Raw genomic sequence first — 20,353 nt, forward strand, 5'->3', positions numbered from 1 at the left:
GGGAACAAATGATTACACCTAAAGAAGTTGTTGCTATGCAGAAAGAAATGCTCCGATTAAAGCAGGAAAATGAAATTCTATAAAAGGGTATGGCCATATTCGCACAAAGTAGATGTAGCTATGTAAAACCAATTCATAGCAAGAAATCGAAGACATCATCAAGCCGATTACGTATTCCACACTAATTGAGGAGTTTGTCTATAGTGTCATTGTGAAAACGATATTTTCCGATGAATTAGGAGACCAGTGGCTTGATTCACCAGATGAATATGTTGGACGCGCTGGATGAGCAGTGAATGGAATGCGCCCCGCTCAGGCTGCCCGTATCCGATTTCGATCTGCTGGCAGATATACGGCACCTCTGTTGATTCGCAGCCCTTTTGGTGGCGGAGTGCTACACCGGAGCTGGACTCTGATAGTTTAGAAGCCCTGTTTGCCAATTCTCCCGGATTGAAGGTGGGTATTCCTTCTATACCTTATGACGCGAAGGGACTCTTACTCTCAGCGATTCGTGAATACAACCTAAAAACGAAAACTTGTCACTTTTGATCGCAAAAAAGGCTTTCACTCACTCGATCTACTGGTGAGTGAAAGCCTTTCTGATTGGTAGAGAGCATCATGCCATTCTTAAATCGGACAGAGTAGGTTACAGGTTCGATTTATAAGTGAATTAAAGTGAGCCGTGTGTATAATCGACCAATGTCGTATGTTCAACTGCACCGTTTTCACGTGCCATGAGGTAATGGAGACGCGCATCTGCCATGAGCGCGAGTTGTCCATCGTCAGTGTACCCTCCAATTGGTCCATGCGAAATGGCGAGCATAGTCACTCCCTCAGGTGAAGTAAACGGTTCATGGATAGCGCCTGCGGATTCACAGGTATAGTAACCTGCATACCCTTTGTCGTCACCATCATCGTAATAAAATCCGCCTTCGATAATATACGCTTCTGTGTTGTGGAGATGCCAATGTACAGCTGCTTTCGTGTCGGGGTCTACCTTGAGCAGCAAGGTAAAATTGCCTGAGACGAGATCACAAAAGAGGAGCTTGAAGTAAGTTCCAGGCATCAACCAATCTGTCCACGGTATCCACTCCGGATTGATGAAGTCGCGTCGATCCCCTTTTGGAGTGATTCCAGGGTTTTTCATCCAATACAAAGGATGGAACTGCTTTGTTTCATTTTGATTTTTTGACATGTGGATCGTCCTCCTACTTATGTTTTCTATACCTTAAGTAATTGTAAACGGACGATCTTACAAAAATCTTACAGAGTAATGGGGTTTTCTTACTAATGCTTCTTTTCTTATGGAGGAGACGGTATAATTTTCTGTAATATCAAAAAAATTAAAACATTTATAAGGGAGGTCATGATGAAGATTTTCGAATCTAAGCTGAGTCCCCCAGAGATGATGAAATATCTTGCACGAGAGCGGCTGTTCCGTTACCTTGACCAGCATCTCCACAAATCCCTTATCTCCATAACGAGCGAGGGTGGCTATGGCAAAACGACACTCGTATTCAGTTATTTAAAAGAAAAAAGGATTTCAGCAGTGTGGTACCGATTGGAAGCATCCGATCGAAATCCCCTTGTTTTTTTAACGTACCTGCACGCAGGCCTAAACTCTCACCTGGCATGCAAAAGGATGAAAAAGGAAAAAGTTAATAAGACAGATAACATTGCGCAGGTACTTGAGCAGGTTGTGGCGCAGATGAATGCTCTGGATAAACGTCTTTTGATTGTACTGGAAGACTACCATCATCTGAAAGAACAAGTGGAAATTAGGCGGATCATGGTAGCGTTGCTTCAATCAGCTCCAAACTTCGTCACCTTCATCGTAAACGGCCGAATGAAGCCGGATCTTCCACTGGTTCAGTTGAAGCTTAGCCAGCATTTAGCTGAATTATCCTCGCACGATTTGGCTTTCGACAGAGAAGAAACAAAGGCTTTTTTCCGAGAACTATTTGATCTGGACATGTCTTCAGAGGAAATTCAGTTGATCTTACACAAGACTGAAGGCTGGGCAGCCAGTCTCGTGTTGCTTTGGGATGTATTGAAGAGTCTGAATCATTTGCAACGAAAGCATTTCATTACGCACATGGGAGTCACAGAGGATATCTACAGCTATTTAGTGACGGAGGTACTGGGACAGCAACCTGATGACCTCCAGTACTTTCTGCTCCACACTAGCCTGATCGAAGAACTTGATCCAGCGATTATTAACCAGTGGCTGGAAATGTCAGATGCACAGAAAAAGGTAGATCACTTGCAGGAACATCATCTGTTTCTTTATAGGGATCACCGAGGAGCTTTTCGCTATCATCAGCTATTCAAGGTATTTTTGTATCAAAAACTAAAGAGCGAGAGCAGTCAGGCAGATTTGAATCAGAAGCATGCCCAGTTGGGAGCGATTTATGAAAAGAATCACCAGCTTTTACGGGCATTCGTTCATTACACCTGGGGAAATAAATATCTAGAGGCAGCAAGACTGATGAGGATGATGGTGAATCGTTATCGACCTGAATGGTTTTTGCATGTTGTGGACGGAGCGTTGGAGTCGTTATCACCTGATCATTCCCTTGCTACCACAAGTTTGTTCTTGTTTCGCTGTGTTCCGCTCGAAATACTAGAGGAGCTCATCCTAGTACTAGAAGAAGGCATCGAACGAAAACAGACAAAAAATAGTATGGCAGCTCATCTTCAACATCGGTTGGCCAACATTCATTTTTATCGTGGGGATCTCAACCGTGCACTCGCGTTATTCCACTCATCCGCTAAAGGTGCGGAACATGCACAAGATTTTTCGCTTGTTGCCTTGAATCTGTCTATGGCTTCGCAAATTTACCGGTTCCAAGACAATCATTCCGATGCTATTCGCTACGCGCGCCAGTCCCTCTCGTACTCAGAGTTGCATGTCATTCCACCGCATGTGCTGATGCATGGCTTGTGGAGTTTGGCAGAGGTATTACTGGAAACAAACGAGCCTGAATCGGCGGAAATCTTTCTTGTACAAGCGATTGCCGTATCAGAATCATGCGATGAAGCATCCAAAGCATTTCCCTACAGCTCGATGGGCAAGCTGTACCGGCAGCGTCAAGATTATGAGTTAGCGATCGAGTGGGGGCAGAAAGCGGTAGCGCATGCCTCTCGTTTCCGGATTGATACGGACATGGGCTGGGCGAACAAGGAGCTGGGAATCACTTTTTTACATGCGAAACAACTTGATTTAGCAGAAGAAAGCTTGCGCGCATCCCAGCGGTACTTTCGAAAGTATACCTACCTAAACCAAGTCATCGGGGAATGGCTACAAAAATTGACTCGCAAGCAAAGCGCTGAAACCTTGTTAGAGAGTGGAGGATCTGCTACGCAGTCTAAACCACTCACCATCAAGATCCTAGGCGAGCTACAGTTACGTAGGGGCGACTCATGGATCAAGATCACAAGAAAATCTAGTTTGTATTTATTTCTTCTCTTGCTGACTCATCGGGGAAGAATGCTGACAAAGGATTACATCATGGAAGAATTGTTTCCTGAAGATGGGATGGCTACGGCCCAGAACAAGTTTTACGTTTCCTTGTCAATCCTGCGCAAAAGCTTGGAGCCAGAGCTGGATTTTGGTCGCAACTCAACCTACATCAAACAACAAGGAAACAACTATTTTCTGTCCACACAGCAAGTACATGTAGATGCAGATGATTTTCTCCAATGGACTGAAGTGAAAGAATCCAGTCTATCTACCAAAAAACTCGACCAGCTCCAAAGAGCCGAAGCCTGCTACCAAGGGGATTTTGCTAGAGATTTCCCCTATCAAACTTTTCTTGAGGTTGAGAGAGAGAAACTACGTGTCTGCTATCTCCACATGCTGGAGAGAATCGCGAGGTATTATTGGGAGCTACGACAGTTTGAACAGGGTATGTACTACTATGACAAAATTTTGGCGGTAGACCCGTATTGCGAGCACATTTACCAAGAATATGCTGCGCGCTTGCTTGAGGAAAAGCTTGTTGTCAAAGCTCAAAGCGTCTATGCAAGAGCGAAAAAGCATCTGGAGGACGAGCTGGGCATCCCGATGACAATGGACTCTTTTCCAAATGGTCTGCATCATGCTGTAAGAAAGAAATGAGAATTGGTAAGAGTACTGTAAGATTGCAACTGTATCTTTGAAAGCGTTATCTTAATGATGGATTAAGGAGCTGACGAAGATGCATGCATTACGAGGTCAAATAGCGGTAGTAACCGGAGGGGGCAGTGGGATTGGCAGGGCGATTGCCCACCGATTGAGCAGCCAGGGAGCACATGTATGGGTTACGGACATTCAGGAAGAAAATGCTTCCCGGGTCGCCACAGAAATCAGGCAAAAGGATGAACAAGCCACTGCCTATCGACTAGATGTGTCTGATGCAACAGCAGTTAAACGTTTTTTTGAAAACGTTGAAGAAGAGTGTGGGCGAGTAGATATCCTGATCAATAATGCAGGAATTGCTGGGAATCCGGCACTTCTCGTGCACATGCGGGACGAGGAATGGATGCAGATGTTCAACATCCATGTACACGGCTCCTTTTACTGCCTGCGCGAGGCGGCCAAACTGATGATGAAAAATCAGTATGGCAGAGTGATCAACATGTCTTCTCTGGCAGCAGAAACCTCTCTTGCAGGGTTTGCCCACTATGGAGCAGCTAAGTACGCGATTGTCGGCTTGACGGAAGCAGCGGCAAAAGAACTGGCCAGTTATCAGATTACGGTCAATGCGATCAAGCCCGGAGTAATTCGCTCGGCACTAACACAAGGGATACTATCAATGGCGGAAGAACGCCTGTCCCAGGCCACACCCGTTAAAAGAATAGGGGACCCGGAGGATATCGCCAAGGTAGTGTCCATGTTCGTACAACCAGATGCAGATTTTGTGACTGGCAGCACGGTAGTGGTTGACGGAGGGTTTAGTTTGATGAATGATATGGATCGTGTCATGCTGGAAGCTTTGCGAGAGTGAACTCAATCAATGATAGTCCGATAATATTGATTATCGGGCTTTTTTCATTCAGAATAAAAATATTATTTCTAAATATAGATACTTAACAGTATAATTTCTATACTTCATGGTGGTGGGGATGAAGCATTTTTTTCAGAGCTTTTCCGTATAAATTAGGGGGAGTTTTGTCTTCGATAATATAATAAAATATGGCCATGCCGTTTTCTAATGATAAAATTGTCCAAGCTAATTCTTCAGCAGATAGAGTAGGTTCATGAGCTTCTTCCATCATCATTTTCTCAATAATTCCAGAAATTATTTCTACCGATTCTAATATAAGAGTAGCCCATTTCTCGCGCACCGATTCATCGCGCATAGCAGATAATAAAAATTCCATACTAAGTAAACCCCATGCACGGTTTTTTTGCCTAGCAGAACAGAAATAATCTTCCATTTTTTCGATAAAGCGATCGAATGATTGGTACTCGCCCCATACATCACTGATGATACTTATTTGCGTTTCTATTTGTTGTTTTAATAAAGCAAGAAACAACTCTTCTTTAGATTTAAAATGGGCATAAACAGCTCCTTTGCTAAATCCGGCCGACTCCGCAATCTTATCGACAGAAGCTCCATGAAAACCAAGTTGAGCAAAAGTTTCCGCTGCTGATTCCAGGAGCATTTGTCGCGTTTCCTCTTTACGCTCCTTTTGATTTAATCTTCGTTTGACCACAAACGTTCCTCCCTTTCTTGACAATAATAACACATAATATTAAGATACCAGTAATCATTTAAATACTTATTAGTATATATGTTCTGTATAGTATTTACATTAGGATACATAATAACGCTAGGATCAAAAAGTTTCGATGAAGCTTAATCCAAATAGGGAAAAGGAATGATAGTAATATTGCATAGTGATCAAATGAAAGATAAAAGTGTTCAAAAATTCTCTCAACCTATGTCGAAAAAAACGGTCTCAAACATAATAGCCGAAACTATTAAGATGGGAATCATTAAATCCAATCTACTTGCCATGTTTGCTGGATTGACGTTGGCCTTATACACGAATCACATTAGCCCTTTCGAGAAAATTCCGGAAATAATTTTTGCAATTATTGGTTCATTTTTAGTTATTGGTGCAGCAGGAGCGTTCAATAATTTATATGATCGGGATATTGATTCCGTAATGGAGCGCACAAAAAGTAGACCAACTGTAACAGGAGACATAGAGCTAAAGAAAGTATTACAACTCGCTATCTTCATGACTATATTGGGTCTAATGCTATTAGCGTTTGCTACACCTTTAGCAGCACTATTAGGATTAATAGGTTTATTTTTTTATATTTTCCCTTATACCATATGGAGTAAAAGAAGAACAATTTATAATACGGAGATTGGGAGTATTTCTGGAGCAATGCCTCCTCTTATTGGGTGGGCAGCTATTTATCCAGATATCACACATCCCGCTATTATTGGACTTTTTATCATTACAGTAATTTGGCAAATGCCTCATTTCTATGCCATAGCTATCCGTAAGCACGATGAGTATAAGGCTGCAAAGATTCCAATGTTACCAGTTGTCAAAGGTTTTAAAAGAACATATATACAAACGAACATTTATTTAATCATTTTACTTTTATCAAGCCTTCTTTTTTATTCTTTGAGTTTTGTGCTTATGCTTGTAGCATTTCTATTAAGTTTGATGTGGTTCATTTTATGTATTTTTGGGTATCAAAAGATGGATTCTGAGAAATGGGCAAAATCAATGTTTATTTTCTCACTTATTTATACTACCGTTTTGTTTTTAACGGTCATTCTATATTCTCTTATTGGAATTTTCTTCGGAATGACTAATCTATAATGGCGAGGTAGATTTTCCTCATGAGTAAGGTGTAATGGATGTTATAGAGCTATTGCCAAGATAGCCCTCCATTCATTACACCTTTTTTGAGAATATAATATTCAGAATTTTTAGTTGATAACAGAGAAATTATAGAATATTATGTATTTGAGTGATCATCTATAAAGGGGTGAATCGGTGAATGGGCAGAAGAAGTGACGCAAGAGAACGGTTGTTGGAAACGGCAACTCAATTAATACCTGAACGTGGATATAATGGTGTTGGAGTTCAAGAACTTTGTAACGTAGCAGGGATTAAGCCTGGTAGTTTCTATTACTTGTTCCCTTCAAAACAACAATTGGTACTCACTGTGTTGGAGAAAACGTGGGAGAATACAATGATATTCATCATTGAGCCAATCCAAAATTCAGAACTTAATCCTCTGCAAAAAATACACGAGTTTTTCATGCGTACATATCATTTACATTCGTATCGTAGTAATGAAGGGAAACCAGTTTTGGGTTGTACATTTGCTTTACTCGGAGGAGAACTTGCTACGCAAGATCCGGTTATTAATGATAAGGTTATCGAGATTTTTTCTTTTCTTACTAATTACTTTGAAGAATGGATTATGGAAGCAAATAATCAAGGACTACTTACGATCTCAAAAGAACAGGTGCCTGATACAGCAAAAGCATTACTTTGCTACACGGAAGGAACTTCTTTAATGGCAAGAATACATAATCAACCTGTTATTTTTGCTACCATGGCTGACGGAGCGCTTCGATTAGTGGGAGCAAAATAATATTTTTGCATTTTTATAGATGTTCACTCAACTATTAATTTAACTGGGAGTGAAATAGTATGATGAAAGCTGTTCACCTATATGAGTTCGGTAGTCCAGAAGTGTTAAAGGTGGTAGAAGTACAAAAACCAATTGTTGGAGCTAATGAAGTACTAATCCAAGTACAAGCAATCGGTCTCAATTATGCTGAGGTTCAGATACGAAGAGGTACCTATCCATATCCACAGCTACTACCGGCTGTTTTAGGTCAATGGGGTGTTGTTGCGGGAAGAGTAGTAGAAATTGGTGAAAGTGTTACTGATATAAAAATAGGAACGAATGTAATTTCACAAGTACCGTCAGGCTCTTATGCGGAATATGTCGTAGTTCCCTCTTTTTTGCTACTTCCTTCTCCAGAAAGAATTACTCCTACGCAATCGACAGCACTCTTAACACAAGGGCAAACAGCTTATCATACTTTGAAGAGTGCGGGGAGAATGCAAGCAGGGGATACAGTGTTAATTCATGCTGCAGCTGGTGGTGTCGGTAGTTTAGCTATATTAGCCAAAGCATTTAAGGCTGGCAAGGTAATTGCAACAGCAAGTACACCAGCTAAGTTAGAATTGGCTCAGTCATTAGGTGCCGATGTAGTCATTAACTATCGTGACCCGAACTGGACTCAAAAAGTACTTGAACATACAGAAGGAAAGGGTGTAGACATCATATTAGAGATGGTGGGAGGAGACATATTGAAAGGTAGCCTCTATGTACTACGGCCTTTTGGTCGTCTCATTTATTTCGGTTCTGCAAGCGCCTCAAATGAAAAGTGGGATCAAGTCAATCTAGTAAAATTACTGAAAAATAAGTCTATTGTAGGATTCAACATTGAACATTTTCTAACCAGCTTTCCTGACATAGCGAAATCTGGATTAGAACATCTGTATCAATTAATCTCTACCGGGCAGCTAAATCCTGTTGTACAACATATTTTTCCGCTGGATCATGTAGTTGAAGCCCATCGTCTGCTAGAATCTCGTCAAACTGTTGGAACAGTAGTCTTGCTGCCGTAAAAATTAAAGGGTGCATAAGTTGTATTATTAGTTAAAATGGAAAAGTGTTGGATGGCAAACGATTCCAATCTGATTTTAATAATAGCGAATAACAAGGGACATGCGTTACGTGTGTCCTTTGTTATTCGTTATGTAAAAAATCTATTTTACATGTTACATTTAGGTGCAGATCATTCGTTGTATAGGGTGAAAGGAAGTGAGTGGATTGGATGATGCTGATCTACGTCAAAATATTGCTGACGTTCTGGAAGGTGGTATTGAAAAATTCGAGAAAATCATGCAAATCTACCAAAAATCGATTTTTCACTATTGCTATCATATGCTAGGCAATCATTATGAAGCTGAAGATAGTGGGGCAGGAAGTTTTTTTAAAGGCATTTCGTTATTTACATCAATATAACCAGAAAATACCGTTTGGAGCTTGGTTGTATAAGATTGCCTATAATCAATGTGTTGATGTGATTCGAAAGCGAAAATTGGCGAGATACTTGCCATTCTTTTATCGAGATGAGAAGCAGAATAAGCATGTAGATCAACAGATTGAAGACAATTATTTTGATGAATTCGTGCACCAGGCAATGTCCAGATTATCGGCTGAAGAACGAAATTTGCTTATTTTGCGCTGTGTAGAGGAAAAAAGTTATCAGGAAATCTGTCTAATTCTTAATAAAAAAAGTGCCAATCTTAGAAAAAAATACGAGCGCACGGCTGCAAAATTCCGACTTAAAGGGTGGTTTTTCTGCTTTCTCATAAATTATGGGTTATGTCAGGTGGGAAGCATAGGAAGTAAGGTAGGACTTTCGTTCTTGGATAGCCAATCCACGATGGCAAAGTAGCAATTGGGGATCATTATTTTATAGGGAAGATTTTGATTATATCTTGAATTTTCTGTAGAATAAAAGTGGGTAGTTATTTTTTATCTCAATATTTTAAGGGAGGTAGTATGTATGAAGATTAGTAAAGTCGAAATAAATATATTTCCAACTTTGAAAAGACTGTTCAATTTTATCAGGATACTCTTCAATTCATACTATTATCACATACCGAACATAGCGCTTCATTTCAAATAGGTGAGAGTGAACTTGAGTTAATAAAAGATGATAAGAATAAATACTACTACTATCATTTTGCCTTTAATATTCATAGGAATTTATTCAAACAGGCAAAAGAATGGCTATCAGAGAGAGTGAAACTTCTAAAAGAAGATGGAATAGATGAAGTTGATTTTGATGGAAGAACACAGGCTAATTCGTGTTATTTTGAAGATCCCGCAGGCAATATAGTCGAGTATATTTCGAGAAGAGAAACATCCCCTACTTCCATTGATCACGATTTTTCAACAAACAACGTCCTATGTATAAGTGAAATCGGGTTATCCACAAATAAAATTAGTGAATATGCCGAGCAGATGCAAAAAATAGGCATTCCTGTTAGGGATAATGAGGATTTGTCGTATAATACTTATCTGAATTTTATGGGTGAGTATGAAGATGGTTCCTTTATCATTTTAGGTCCATTAGGAAGAAGATGGCTATTTTCAACAAAAGGTGCTATAGCAGCTCCCGTAACTATTCATACAGATAGAGGAGTAGTAAGTAATCTATAAGAATAAAGCAAGAATAAAGCAAGAATAAAGCAAGAATAAATGATCCCCAAGATTTATCTAAGAAAAAAACAATCGAAAGCAATGTCATCATAATATGTGACATTGCTTTCTTTTTTTTATGGATCGTGTATTGAAAGCAGATAATTGATTTAAAGAGTCTACGAAAAAGGTTCGTCGAACAAAGTGGATGTAATAGATGGGATAAAGGTGGTGGCAAGGGAATTATACAAATTCCCTTGCTGTTTTTATAAATTCTTTAACATAATGTCCATTCTCAAAATGAGTAAGATGGGATATATACACATATCTATAGTGTTTATCTGGAAGTTCATGCAGTTTTATATAATCAAATGCTTTTAGAGATAATTTTGGACCTATAGAAATTCCTATATCTAAGCTAATCATTTTTGCTATCGTACTACAATCACTAATATAAGAATGAACATTAGGGATAATTTCGTGATTGTTAAAAAATTCTTCAATCTGTGTACGGTAAGAAGCTGTCGGCATAATAATGTTATTTGATGCGAAAAATTCACGCAATGAAAAGTCACTACTATCAATTTTTATGTTCGTTGAGGATGCGATAAGTAGTTCATCTTTCAGAAAAGGTATAGAAATAAAATCAGGATTTTGAGAGATTGTAAAACCTATATCTATAACTTTTTCGCTTATCCAATTATCTATTTCATCATATGTTCCCTCGAATACCACAATTTTAATAAATGGATATAAATGGTTAAACTGTTTAATAATTTGAGGTAGAACATAATTGCTGATGCTCGAGAATGAGCCAATCGTAATAACCCTTGGATACTGTGATGAAGCAGAGAAATTTGTATGAAGCAATTTCCGATTTAGATTAAGAATTTCATGGATGAATTCATATGCTTTAGCTCCATCTGGCGTTAAATGGATTTTTCGAGCCTCTCTTATAAATAAAGTAATTCCCAATTCTTTTTCCAAATTTGAAATAGCATGACTGACGGTTGACTGCGTAACGTTTAAATTTTCGGAAGCCTTTGTAAAGTTTCCAGTTTTTATGACTTCCTCGAAAATCTCGTATTTTACAATACTCATGAATTTTTTTCATCCTAACTATTTAAATTATTAATTTTATTTAGTCAAGTAAGTTTTATATACTAACGTTAACATAGTTGGTGATTATGATAAAGGGAACATTCAAGACAAAGAGGTGTTTATTAATGAAAAGAGTATTGTTTTTGGCAATAGGCATGTTTGCGTTAGGATTCGATGCATATATCATTGCAGGATTGATACCTGGAATAAGTGAAACATACAATAAAAGTGCTTATCAGGTCGGACAGGCTGTAAGTATATTCACTCTGTTTTATGCAATATCAGCACCCTTGTTCGCATCTATCCTTACTGGAAGACCAATAAAAAAAGTCCTTTTGATATCTATGTTAATCTTTGGAATTGCTAATGCTCTAAGTGCATTATCACCTAATTTTTCTGTATTTCTCATTTCACGGGCCATCGCTGGTATTGGTGCGGGTTTATTTTCACCATTAGCTGTAGCGGGATCTACCATGTTAGTACCAATTGATAAAAAAGGGAGAGCCATGGGTCTTACAATTGGAGGCATGAGTATGGGCACTGTACTAGGTGTTCCCATAGGGCTGTATATTGCTAGCATTTTTACGTGGCAATTTGCTATGTGGGTTGTAGTTATACTTAGTGGCATTGCCGCTATAACTATTTTGAAGTTCTTGCCTCACATTCCTGTTAGTGCCCCACCTGCAATTAGAGAAAGACTGGCAATGTTTATTGATAAAAGGGTTACTGTAACAGTCTTAATTACATTCTTTGCAAGTATAGCAAGTTTAGGATTATATACGTATTTGTCTCCGCTATTACAAGAACTTACTTCTACGAAAGATATCACAATCTATCTATGGTCTTGGGGTCTAGGAGGATTATTCGGCAGCTTTTTAATTGGATATTTACTTGACTATTTTAAGAAACCTAAAGTATTGACGGTAATGATTTTACTTACATTGACAGGTTCAATCATATGTATTCCTCTTGTGATACAATTATCAATGGTAAAATATGTACCGTTCTTCATATGGGGAGCAATGGGATGGGCATCTCAAGCACCACAGCAACATATTTTGCTTTCTTATCAACCTAAGCAGGGAAGTGCTGTAGTTGCTTTACATAGCTCAATGAATTACTTAGGAAGTGCAATGGGGGCAACACTAGGAGGAATTGTCATATCCATGGGAATGGGTACTATGTCATTAATCTATTTTGCCATTTTTTCTATGGGAATCTCTCTAAGCTTGCAGTTTTATAGTATGAAAAACAATTTTAGTATAATTCATACGAATCGAATACTCGATAAGTAATACAAGTTCAATGGATTCAGATCCACATATTGAATTGATTGCTTCAAGCAATATTTGTGCAATTGCATCTAATTTCCACTTTCACGTAAAGACGTCTATTCTTAAAAAAGATTTCATTATCATAAGTATTTTGTAGCATATAGTTCAGTCTATATAGGTGTGTTTCCAGCAATTCGGGGGGAAAACACGTTAAGCAAATTTCAACATAAAACAGCCGATTTATCCACTTTAAGGCTAAATCGGCTGTTTTATATTATAAACTTAGTTGTTTGTAAAATCAAAAGAAAATGTTTCTTTTATTCCCTTTTTTCCGTCAGAAGTGATCATTATTGCTCGTGTTTTAGGCAAACGTTGTATCTAATTTAATTCTAATAGTCTTTCTAGAAGGCATTTCCTAATGCTCCCGCAAGGTGATCATAACATGTTCTTACAAAACGCAGCGCTTTATTTTCCGAAGCTTGTTTAAATGACTTAATTTCAATTGGTGGAGTTGAATTTTATAGTTATGAATCATGGAACAATTTCAAAAACAGTACCTTGGTTAGAATCAGCCACTTTCATAGAGCCATAAACCCCTAAATATAGTCTGGTTTGATTCAGATTCGTTCCCAAACTAACATAATAAGCTGACCCGGACCCAAAATTATAATTGGTTTCAATAACATTAAAATCATTTAGTTTACAATCTGTTCTTACCCTGGTATAAGCTAAAGCCCCTCTAACCGGAAGTTGAGATTCTTTATACCGAGCTAGATCGGTAAACACAACGTTTCCCGATAAATCGGGGATTTCATTTCCCATATATGGCTGGACTCCTGTAAGTGCAGTTGCTCTAAACTTATCGGTTCGGGGATCTTCATGAAAATAACTTGTCAGAGGCTGAAGACGTCGCACTGAAGTTTTTACTGCTTCATCGTAATAAGCAATTGTTTTCTCATTCAAAGCTGGATTTGCAGAGCAGCCTGTTATTATCGAAGTAGGAAAAGCACCTTCCCACCCTCGCCAGCCAAAGTTAATAAATCCTTCTTGGTCAGGTTCTGATTTCATTAAAGAAGCTTGAATAAGCTGAGTAACCGGTATTGGTTTATAATGAATGAATGAAAAAATCGACTCTACGAGATCCTGTCCGACATTTCCTACGTATTTGATATACTGATTATAAAACCTTTGAAATGAAATGCCTGGTATATTGCGAACTCCTTTAGCAATTACCGTAAGCGTTTCCTGAATAGGTACGGGTAGCTCATTAAAACGTGTAACTACGGGTGGATTATCGATAAATGTATTCGTAACTACATCAATTTCAATTATTTTACCTGCGATTTCCATATCATCTTGGCTTAAATTAAATGGATCATAGCCTGATCCGCCATCTCCGGTTGTTAAAACAAGTTTTCCTGTTTCAGGTGAAAAGTTTAGGCTATTGACGCCATTATGATTTAAAAATGGTCTTCTTATACTAAGTAATGTCCGTCGTTTTTGAGGTTGACCATTCGATTGTAGAATCCATTCTTCAACTGTATCAATATGATCATATTGAATTTCTCTATTTATCCACTTTAGGTTTAAGGTTCTAGAATCACACGGGTTAGGCTTAAAAGATTCAAAAGCACCTGGAAGAGCACCTGGACCTTGGGTTCCAGCTACTGAATAATGGAGATAAAACAGACCATTATAATAAAATTCGGGATGAAATGCTAGCCCTATCAATCCCCGTTCATCATATCCACCACTAGAAACACCTAGTTTTATGATTCGCGGGCGAATATCTAAAAAAGTCCCTATAACTCCGTTTCCTATGTAAAAGATCTCTCCTACCTGGGTTGCAATAAATAATCTTTCGGTTGAGTCACCCGGAAGTATAGTTGTTTTTAAAACAGTAGGTAAATTTAGCTTACTAACAATGGGCCGCAAACTAACTCTAACTTTTATCAATTAACTTTACCATCCTTTTTATTGTTTTCATTTATAAGAATATGAATAGAATTTTTTATTAATACCCAGGGCTCCTACGGAATCGCCTTACACAGGAACAACATATCCCATATATCCCGACCAATAATCAAGACTATGGAGATCCTTAAAATATATCGATTCGAATGCTAACCGATGCGATCTCAGGCAGTTAAAGGACGTACGGAGAGGAGTACGTCCTTCATAGCTTGTGCGAATGTTGGGCATCGTCATCTCCAGAATCCATGACGAATCCGGTAGCAGGAATTTTCATGGTTTGCTCCTTTCTAACTATAGCTATGTATGAAATCATTCTATGGAAATCCATGTTTGTCACGAAACGGCTAAAGCCTTAGTAAGTATGGAAGAAAAGATACTTCTAAGAACACAAAAAAGGTCCACTGGAAGGAGTGGGTCTTTTCGGTCTGTCTTATTTTTCCTATTAGAAAAATTTTTAGAGGAGTCAAAAAGACTTGGTAGGCGTAAAGCTAATTAACCATTGACAAGACTTTTTCTCTAGACCCACATGATGTTCATCAGATATTATATGTGGAGCTAATCTTATATTTAACTGGCTCGATCCTTTCACGGCGATGACAGGTAGGTTGGGGCCAGCCTTAATATGTGGAACGATGTATGTCTATTTCACAAGAATGTGGTGATCGATCTTGGATGAATATTGTATTTTTATCCATAATAAAAAAATTGCCCGGCCCATAACCGACTGGTCAAGAGTTTTTATTTTCTCTAGGCAGAAGTTTTGGCAGGAGGAGTAAGTTATGAGTAAGGAAAACAAACAATCAGCTTTTGCCATATGGATCAGTTTACTCAGCAATATCGTCTTAACCGCTATCAAATTTATGGTAGGTTTATTATTTAACAGTCCAGTATTAATTGCGGACGGCATTCACAACGCAGGAGATGTGGTTGCAACGGGAGCGGCACTCAGTTCCATGCGTGTATCTAAACAACCTCCCGACGAAGATCATCCTTATGGACACGGAAAGGCAGAAGTTGTTGGTGCGGGTATTGTTGCCATTATCTTAGCGTTGGCTGCGATTTACATGGGATACCATTCTGTAACGGTTCTCTTTGAACCTCCACACAAAGCAACCTTGATTGCCCTGATTGCAGCTGCATTTTCATTGGTTTTGAAGCAAGTTCTATACGTCTATACGATGTCAATTGGGAAAAAAACAAAAAGTAATGGTTTGATCGCAACGGCCTATGATCATCTTGCTGATGTATATGCTTCGATTGCGGCGGTAATCGGTATCGGTTTAGCCATGATTGGTGACTATTATCATATTTCTTTGTTATCCTATGGAGATCCAATTGCGGGAATCGTCGTCGCTTATTTTGTGTTAAAGTTGGCTATCCATATGGGGAAGACATCGGTTGATGTTTTGATGGAAAAGAATGTCGATTCGGACAAAATGAATGATTTCATTAATTTGGTTCAGTCGGTTCCGGAAGTAAAGCGCATCGACCGAATTCGAGCAAGAGAACACGGTCATTACATCATCGTTGATGTAAGAGTTGGAGTTCCTGCAGAATTTAGCGTTCAAGAAGGACATGATATTTCCAGGCATATTAAACAATCGATCATGAATCATCATCCAGATGTCGAAGAAGTCTTGGTTCACTTAAATCCATGGTATGAACAGAACGGTAAAGAAAACCAGTAACCGGGGTATGAAGGAATAAAAGGAAAAATAGCTTTTGTAAAAAAGGAGCGCCTCGGTATGATGGGTTTGTAGGCTACGGACAATTCGTAAGGGTATATCATTGCGTGCGGCGGTACCGTTCATATAAGGGTATGTGGTCGGAGTTTTTCGGCTCAAGCACAGGTTTGCATTTTGAAATCTTTGTGAATGGCGGAGCGTTCTGACGTTCGCCGGTCAAAAAATAAAATGCGAACGATGCAATTAAGAGAAGGGAAGCTCATTTTATGATTAACAGGGCGAAAACCGTCCTGTTTTTTGTGCGACGTAAGTGTATCAAAATGTACTAAAATGATTTTAGGAACGTATCAAATCGCATGTACACATTTTGATACATATTTAGGGGAGAGTGGATTGCTTTAAGCTGGCATATGGCCGGGTATCGGACAAAGACCAAAATCCGGAACGGCAGCTCGTAGAGTTTCGGGAGCTGGGCGTTGAAGACCGGTTTATATTTGTCGACAAGCAGAGCGGCAAGGACTTCGAGCGGCTGTGCTATCAGGCCATGCGCATGATGATCCGCGAAGGGGACCTGGTCTACTTGGAAGCATTGGACCGGCTAGAAGCTCGAGACCAAGCTCCACAAAAAGAAGAAGTTGAAGTGGAACCATCGGTTAAAGAAACGAAAAAACGTGGTCGTAAGAAGAAAGAAGCCTATGAAGCATGGAAAAAAGAACAAGTAAAAATCGAAAACGAGTTACCTCTTTTTGAAAGGCTGTTTTCTAAAAAATTGTTGCTTTTTAAAACAAAATAATATAACAACAAAAAGTTAAAAAATTCAGATATCATGATAAAATAAATCTAAGAAGACAGGAGGAAAAAACATGAAAAAAACCTCTATGTTATCATTGTTTTTAGGAATAATAGTTACATTCATTGGGATACTGCCTTTTATATTTGCTTATCCGTACTGTAATGGTTGTGCCAATTCTGGTCCGTCAAACTTTTGGGAACTTACCTTGATGTTATCTTACGAAGGTCAAGGCTGGTATATGATTACTGGAATTGTGCTATTGCTATTAGCAATGTTGTCGCTTTTCAAGAGAAAAAGGGTACAATCTTAGAATGTGTTTCAGACCTTTCGATAGGGGTCTTTTATTATGCACTCCTTAACATTTGGACAGTAGTATGATTAGATTTTTGACAAGATGAAATAAGCATTTGTACAACTTGATTGTCAAAGGCTAAGTTTTTCCCTAATTCAAGCCAACGGAACCAATAAAGGTAGTTGTCCAAGTATTTCGTTGCAACGCCTTGAAAGTGATAATATATGAACCGCCATTTTTATACTTGTGAATATCAATTATTTGTATCCTACTATTGACAATTCCCAACAGTCGTTGCAATTTTGTCAAAATGATCTCAATGGACGTACACCTATTTCAATATTTTTTCCTTATCTGTTTTCAAGACTATAAGGAGGATATTGGAATGATAACAAGTCGAATATTGTTGCAACAACTGCTATATGTACTGTCCTTCAAAATAGTGCGTATTGAGATCAATTCACATAGGAAACTATAGGATATTGAGTATTGCATTTTCTATGTTCACGTTATCGATAACGATTAGAGGTGATTTTAAGTCTTTTAAATATGCAATATTAGGACTTCTTAGTTGGAAGTTCTCTAGAGGATATGAACTAATAAAAGTTTTTGAAGAAACTTCAGCAAAGCACTTGCCGTTAGTGAAATTGACTTGATAAATAGGTTCCAATAAATAGGAATATAAAATTGCCAATATGTCATGAAATATGTGAAAATAATTATTTCATGATATATCGGCAATATTTTTGCATTATTCATAATCTGGTAAAATTCGTAAAAGGTATATGAAGGCTTGAATATACAAAAAATCCAATCATTAATATTCCGATTTTTCATATTTATTCCTAAATTCAATGGCATAATATCAGAGAAAATTTTTTAAGGGGTGAAAAACATGCATATACCTAATCTAACAGGAATTTTATTGTTACTAATTCTTGGTTTATTACTGTTTGGGCCATCAAAACTTCCACAGTTAGGGAGAGCTGTAGGAACAACTTTAAAAGAGTTTAGGCTGGGAACTCAAGGTATGCTTAGTGATGATACGGTTACGAATAAAAAAGATGAAAGTACTAATAAGCAATTAGAAGACGAGCTGCGCATGAAAATAGAAAGAGAAGTTCGCGAACAGATACGAAAGGAAATGGACGATAAACACGGTCAAAAAGGGATGTTATCTTAAGACTAATGACTCAAAATCGCTAGAAAGACAGTAGGCGTTTGAAGGTACAAAAAACTGGTTATGGGTGGTTTTCCTTTGACCATCTATCAGAATAAATTGCAAAAAGGCAGGAGTGGTCAACGACCGTTCTTGCCTTTTTCTTTGAAAACTCACTATGTTATAAAAAATGAAGTACATTATATCTCTTTATTGGATTGTATCGAATTGTCCATTTGGGATAGTCGTTTCACAACAAGTTGAACAGCGATCGCATCGTCGAGATAACCAATCGGGAAAATGTAATCAGGTATGATATCTGTCGATAATACAAAATACAATAATGCACTGCCAAGTAACGCACGTCTCGTCATTTCTACATTTTCTATGCAATATTCTTCATACATGAATCTTAATTGTTCAATAAATGGTCCTGCTCCACTTACTTGTTCAATTTTAACTGGAAACCCTTTAACAATGGCTTGTTTTCCTTCTTCCGTTAATGCATATCTTTCATACTTGACTAACTCCGCCTGAACTCGCTCCGTGGTAAATTGATGATCAAAATAATCTGAGGATGCAAGGATTTCCTGAATGGTATCAATAGAAGAGTGTATGCCTGTATGATCATCGATCGGTGGTTTACCAAGACCAAGATCAATACCTGCAGCTTGAAATAACTTATCCAAGGGAACGCTTAAGTGGTATGCAAACTGTTGTAAATGTTCATGTTTTGGTCGTTGTTTCCCATTCACAATACGTGAAATAGTAGCTGTATCTATTCCTGTAAGAACACTAAGTTTGCGCATCGATAGCGAACGTTCCTTCAATACAGTCTTTATGAGCGATCCAAGATTCGTATCTCTATTGTCTAAAATCATATCATTTTCACTCCTTACAACGATGTAATGAATAAAGATGTTGAAAAATTCTCAATAAATTTTTGTAGGAAAAGCACTTTTCTTCAACACCTTAAATACATTAACTGTAAAATTAAGAGGAGTGGTGAAGAAATGGGTTGGCTGATCATCTTAGGTTTTGCTATTTCATCAAGCATTGATAATTTAGGTGTCGGCATATCTTATGGCATTCGAAAAATTCGCATTGGACTGCTTTCCAATCTGATGATCGCGGTCATTTGTTTTATCCTAAGTGAAGCAGGTATTCTATTCGGTCAGTTCCTCAATACTATTATCCCGGGAGTCCTTCCCATTTTAGTCGGAGCTTTATTGTTATTCGTAATTGGGGTACGAATCATTTTATTGGCTATACCAAGAAAAAAACCAGCAATTGTTGAAGAGAGCAAAATAACTGGAACACCCGTCAAAAGTATTACGAAAATACTAAAAAATCCAGAAATTGTCGACTTTGATAAATCTCAAGATATTGGTTTGGGGGAGGCATTTATTCTTGGCATTGCACTTGCGGCAAATGCAGTAACCAACGGGTTGGGTGCCGGTTTACTTGGCTTGTCACCACATGCCATTTCTGTAACCGCTGCAATATTCAGCTTCATATCAGTCTGGGGAGGGGTTGCCATAGGTGGAAAAGTAGCATCTATTCGTATTGGATCTTTCACCTTAGGCCAATTCGGTACAATCGTAAGTGGAGTGATCCTATTGGCGATTGCAGTTAATACACTTTTTTAGGTAATGCCTATTTAGAAGAATACTTGTCTTTACAGTTTATATTGAACCACCGTTTGATATGACAAAAAAAAACAGCCGCATTTTGGATTATACAGCTTCTTTTTTGTACTGACTTTGGTTAAAACTATCCCCGGAGCCATACAGCTGTAACGCTACAATGATCATCCTTAGTCTTAG

General features: G+C 38.3%; 19 protein-coding genes and 3 pseudogenes. 15 read left to right on the plus strand and 7 right to left on the minus strand.

Annotated features, from left to right (window positions below; translation table 11 throughout):
• Positions 1-310: 310 nt before the first annotated feature.
• Positions 311-516 (plus strand): annotated as a pseudogene (locus LM917_RS10210) (alpha-ketoacid dehydrogenase subunit beta); the annotation flags it as partial.
• A 154-nt stretch (positions 517-670) separates the two neighbouring features.
• On the opposite strand, the gene LM917_RS10215 reads toward LM917_RS10210, so the two are convergent.
• Positions 671-1,195, minus strand: a complete 525-nt coding sequence (locus LM917_RS10215; protein ID WP_232697413.1) for a 2,4'-dihydroxyacetophenone dioxygenase family protein — start codon at positions 1,193-1,195, stop codon at positions 671-673.
• 174 nt (positions 1,196-1,369) lie between these two features.
• Here LM917_RS10215 and LM917_RS10220 point away from each other — a divergent pair, with 174 nt between their 5' ends.
• Both LM917_RS10220 and LM917_RS10225 read left to right on the plus strand, forming a co-directional pair.
• Positions 1,370-4,120, plus strand: coding sequence for an AfsR/SARP family transcriptional regulator (locus tag LM917_RS10220; RefSeq protein ID WP_232697414.1), 2,751 nt, complete (start codon positions 1,370-1,372; stop codon positions 4,118-4,120).
• 79 nt (positions 4,121-4,199) lie between these two features.
• Positions 4,200-4,988 (plus strand): SDR family NAD(P)-dependent oxidoreductase, encoded by a 789-nt coding sequence (locus tag LM917_RS10225; protein WP_232697415.1) that lies wholly within the window; start codon positions 4,200-4,202, stop codon positions 4,986-4,988.
• Positions 4,989-5,085: 97 nt separating this feature from the next.
• Here the strand turns inward: LM917_RS10225 and LM917_RS10230 are convergent, their stop codons facing one another.
• Entirely contained in the window at positions 5,086-5,700 is a 615-nt protein-coding gene (locus LM917_RS10230; protein WP_232697416.1) for a TetR/AcrR family transcriptional regulator, read from the minus strand.
• 192 nt (positions 5,701-5,892) lie between these two features.
• Between LM917_RS10230 and cyoE the strand changes: the two genes are divergently transcribed.
• The 6 genes from cyoE (at position 5,893) to LM917_RS24625 (ending at position 10,270) form a co-directional block, all read left to right on the plus strand.
• Complete coding sequence (cyoE, locus tag LM917_RS10235) at positions 5,893-6,831, plus strand: heme o synthase (protein ID WP_232697441.1); 939 nt, start codon at positions 5,893-5,895, stop codon at positions 6,829-6,831.
• 181 nt (positions 6,832-7,012) lie between these two features.
• Positions 7,013-7,615: a TetR/AcrR family transcriptional regulator gene (locus LM917_RS10240; protein ID WP_232697417.1), complete on the plus strand. Its 603-nt coding sequence runs from the start codon at positions 7,013-7,015 to the stop codon at positions 7,613-7,615.
• 59 nt (positions 7,616-7,674) lie between these two features.
• Positions 7,675-8,664 (plus strand): quinone oxidoreductase family protein, encoded by a 990-nt coding sequence (locus tag LM917_RS10245; RefSeq protein WP_232697418.1) that lies wholly within the window; start codon positions 7,675-7,677, stop codon positions 8,662-8,664.
• Positions 8,665-8,860: 196 nt separating this feature from the next.
• On the plus strand, positions 8,861-9,064 hold the full coding sequence (locus LM917_RS10250; RefSeq protein WP_232697419.1) for a hypothetical protein: 204 nt from the start codon (positions 8,861-8,863) through the stop codon (positions 9,062-9,064).
• Positions 9,000-9,500: an RNA polymerase sigma factor gene (locus LM917_RS10255; protein WP_232697420.1), complete on the plus strand. Its 501-nt coding sequence runs from the start codon at positions 9,000-9,002 to the stop codon at positions 9,498-9,500. Before LM917_RS10250 ends, LM917_RS10255 begins: the two co-directional genes overlap by 65 nt.
• A gap of 191 nt (positions 9,501-9,691) precedes the next feature.
• Positions 9,692-10,270 carry a toxoflavin lyase-like VOC family protein gene (locus LM917_RS24625; protein ID WP_232697442.1) on the plus strand — a complete coding sequence of 193 codons (579 nt, stop codon included), beginning with the start codon at positions 9,692-9,694 and terminating at the stop codon, positions 10,268-10,270.
• 222 nt (positions 10,271-10,492) lie between these two features.
• Here LM917_RS24625 and LM917_RS10265 read toward each other — a convergent pair whose 3' ends face one another.
• Complete coding sequence (locus LM917_RS10265) at positions 10,493-11,350, minus strand: LysR family transcriptional regulator (protein WP_232697421.1); 858 nt, start codon at positions 11,348-11,350, stop codon at positions 10,493-10,495.
• A gap of 125 nt (positions 11,351-11,475) precedes the next feature.
• Between LM917_RS10265 and LM917_RS10270 the strand changes: the two genes are divergently transcribed.
• The gene (locus tag LM917_RS10270; RefSeq protein WP_232697422.1) at positions 11,476-12,645 is read left to right on the plus strand and encodes an MFS transporter; all 1,170 of its coding nucleotides are present in this window, start codon (positions 11,476-11,478) and stop codon (positions 12,643-12,645) included.
• Between the two features lie 261 nt (positions 12,646-12,906).
• Here the strand turns inward: LM917_RS10270 and LM917_RS10275 are convergent.
• Together LM917_RS10275 and LM917_RS10280 are read right to left on the minus strand one after the other, a co-directional pair.
• A pseudogene (locus LM917_RS10275) lies at positions 12,907-13,133 on the minus strand (hypothetical protein); the annotation flags it as partial.
• 22 nt (positions 13,134-13,155) lie between these two features.
• Positions 13,156-14,580 carry a PQQ-dependent sugar dehydrogenase gene (locus tag LM917_RS10280; protein ID WP_232697423.1) on the minus strand — a complete coding sequence of 475 codons (1,425 nt, stop codon included), beginning with the start codon at positions 14,578-14,580 and terminating at the stop codon, positions 13,156-13,158.
• A gap of 797 nt (positions 14,581-15,377) precedes the next feature.
• Between LM917_RS10280 and LM917_RS10285 the strand changes: the two genes are divergently transcribed.
• The 3 genes from LM917_RS10285 (at position 15,378) to LM917_RS10295 (ending at position 17,386) form a co-directional block, all read left to right on the plus strand.
• Positions 15,378-16,286, plus strand: coding sequence for a cation diffusion facilitator family transporter (locus LM917_RS10285; RefSeq protein WP_232697424.1), 909 nt, complete (start codon positions 15,378-15,380; stop codon positions 16,284-16,286).
• 385 nt (positions 16,287-16,671) lie between these two features.
• Positions 16,672-17,076 (plus strand): recombinase family protein, encoded by a 405-nt coding sequence (locus tag LM917_RS10290; RefSeq protein WP_232697425.1) that lies wholly within the window; start codon positions 16,672-16,674, stop codon positions 17,074-17,076.
• A gap of 70 nt (positions 17,077-17,146) precedes the next feature.
• Positions 17,147-17,386 carry an LPXTG cell wall anchor domain-containing protein gene (locus tag LM917_RS10295; RefSeq protein WP_232697426.1) on the plus strand — a complete coding sequence of 80 codons (240 nt, stop codon included), beginning with the start codon at positions 17,147-17,149 and terminating at the stop codon, positions 17,384-17,386.
• 34 nt (positions 17,387-17,420) lie between these two features.
• Here the strand turns inward: LM917_RS10295 and LM917_RS10300 are convergent.
• Positions 17,421-17,582, minus strand: a pseudogene (locus LM917_RS10300) (IS1595 family transposase); the annotation flags it as partial.
• Between the two features lie 681 nt (positions 17,583-18,263).
• Here LM917_RS10300 and LM917_RS10305 point away from each other — a divergent pair.
• The gene (locus LM917_RS10305) at positions 18,264-18,551 is read left to right on the plus strand and encodes a twin-arginine translocase TatA/TatE family subunit (protein WP_232697427.1); all 288 of its coding nucleotides are present in this window, start codon (positions 18,264-18,266) and stop codon (positions 18,549-18,551) included.
• A 176-nt stretch (positions 18,552-18,727) separates the two neighbouring features.
• Here LM917_RS10305 and LM917_RS10310 read toward each other — a convergent pair whose 3' ends face one another.
• The gene (locus LM917_RS10310) at positions 18,728-19,408 is read right to left on the minus strand and encodes a DUF1232 domain-containing protein (RefSeq protein ID WP_232697428.1); all 681 of its coding nucleotides are present in this window, start codon (positions 19,406-19,408) and stop codon (positions 18,728-18,730) included.
• A gap of 132 nt (positions 19,409-19,540) precedes the next feature.
• On the opposite strand from LM917_RS10310, the gene ytaF reads away from it, so the two are divergent.
• The gene (gene ytaF, locus LM917_RS10315) at positions 19,541-20,176 is read left to right on the plus strand and encodes a sporulation membrane protein YtaF (RefSeq protein ID WP_232697429.1); all 636 of its coding nucleotides are present in this window, start codon (positions 19,541-19,543) and stop codon (positions 20,174-20,176) included.
• The last annotated feature ends 177 nt before the right edge of the window (positions 20,177-20,353 follow it).

This window comes from Brevibacillus daliensis (assembly GCF_021245735.1).
Classification (GTDB): Bacteria; Bacillota; Bacilli; order Brevibacillales; family Brevibacillaceae; genus Brevibacillus_B; species Brevibacillus_B daliensis.

What these genes read in the sequence shown, in the direction of transcription:
- LM917_RS10240 (WP_232697417.1), top strand. Translation starts at nt 7,013, where the DNA reads ATGGGCAGAAGAAGTGACGCAAGAGAACGGTTGTTGGAAACGGCAACT.
- LM917_RS10225 (WP_232697415.1), top strand. Translation starts at nt 4,200, where the DNA reads ATGCATGCATTACGAGGTCAAATAGCGGTAGTAACCGGAGGGGGCAGT.
- LM917_RS10220 (WP_232697414.1), top strand. Translation starts at nt 1,370, where the DNA reads ATGAAGATTTTCGAATCTAAGCTGAGTCCCCCAGAGATGATGAAATAT.
- LM917_RS10265 (WP_232697421.1), bottom strand. Translation starts at nt 11,350, where the DNA reads ATGAGTATTGTAAAATACGAGATTTTCGAGGAAGTCATAAAAACTGGA.
- LM917_RS10295 (WP_232697426.1), top strand. Translation starts at nt 17,147, where the DNA reads ATGAAAAAAACCTCTATGTTATCATTGTTTTTAGGAATAATAGTTACA.
- LM917_RS10310 (WP_232697428.1), bottom strand. Translation starts at nt 19,408, where the DNA reads ATGATTTTAGACAATAGAGATACGAATCTTGGATCGCTCATAAAGACT.
- LM917_RS10305 (WP_232697427.1), top strand. Translation starts at nt 18,264, where the DNA reads ATGCATATACCTAATCTAACAGGAATTTTATTGTTACTAATTCTTGGT.
- LM917_RS10255 (WP_232697420.1), top strand. Translation starts at nt 9,000, where the DNA reads ATGAAGCTGAAGATAGTGGGGCAGGAAGTTTTTTTAAAGGCATTTCGT.
- LM917_RS10285 (WP_232697424.1), top strand. Translation starts at nt 15,378, where the DNA reads ATGAGTAAGGAAAACAAACAATCAGCTTTTGCCATATGGATCAGTTTA.
- LM917_RS10245 (WP_232697418.1), top strand. Translation starts at nt 7,675, where the DNA reads ATGATGAAAGCTGTTCACCTATATGAGTTCGGTAGTCCAGAAGTGTTA.
- ytaF (WP_232697429.1), top strand. Translation starts at nt 19,541, where the DNA reads ATGGGTTGGCTGATCATCTTAGGTTTTGCTATTTCATCAAGCATTGAT.
- LM917_RS10270 (WP_232697422.1), top strand. Translation starts at nt 11,476, where the DNA reads ATGAAAAGAGTATTGTTTTTGGCAATAGGCATGTTTGCGTTAGGATTC.
- cyoE (WP_232697441.1), top strand. Translation starts at nt 5,893, where the DNA reads ATGAAAGATAAAAGTGTTCAAAAATTCTCTCAACCTATGTCGAAAAAA.
- LM917_RS10215 (WP_232697413.1), bottom strand. Translation starts at nt 1,195, where the DNA reads ATGTCAAAAAATCAAAATGAAACAAAGCAGTTCCATCCTTTGTATTGG.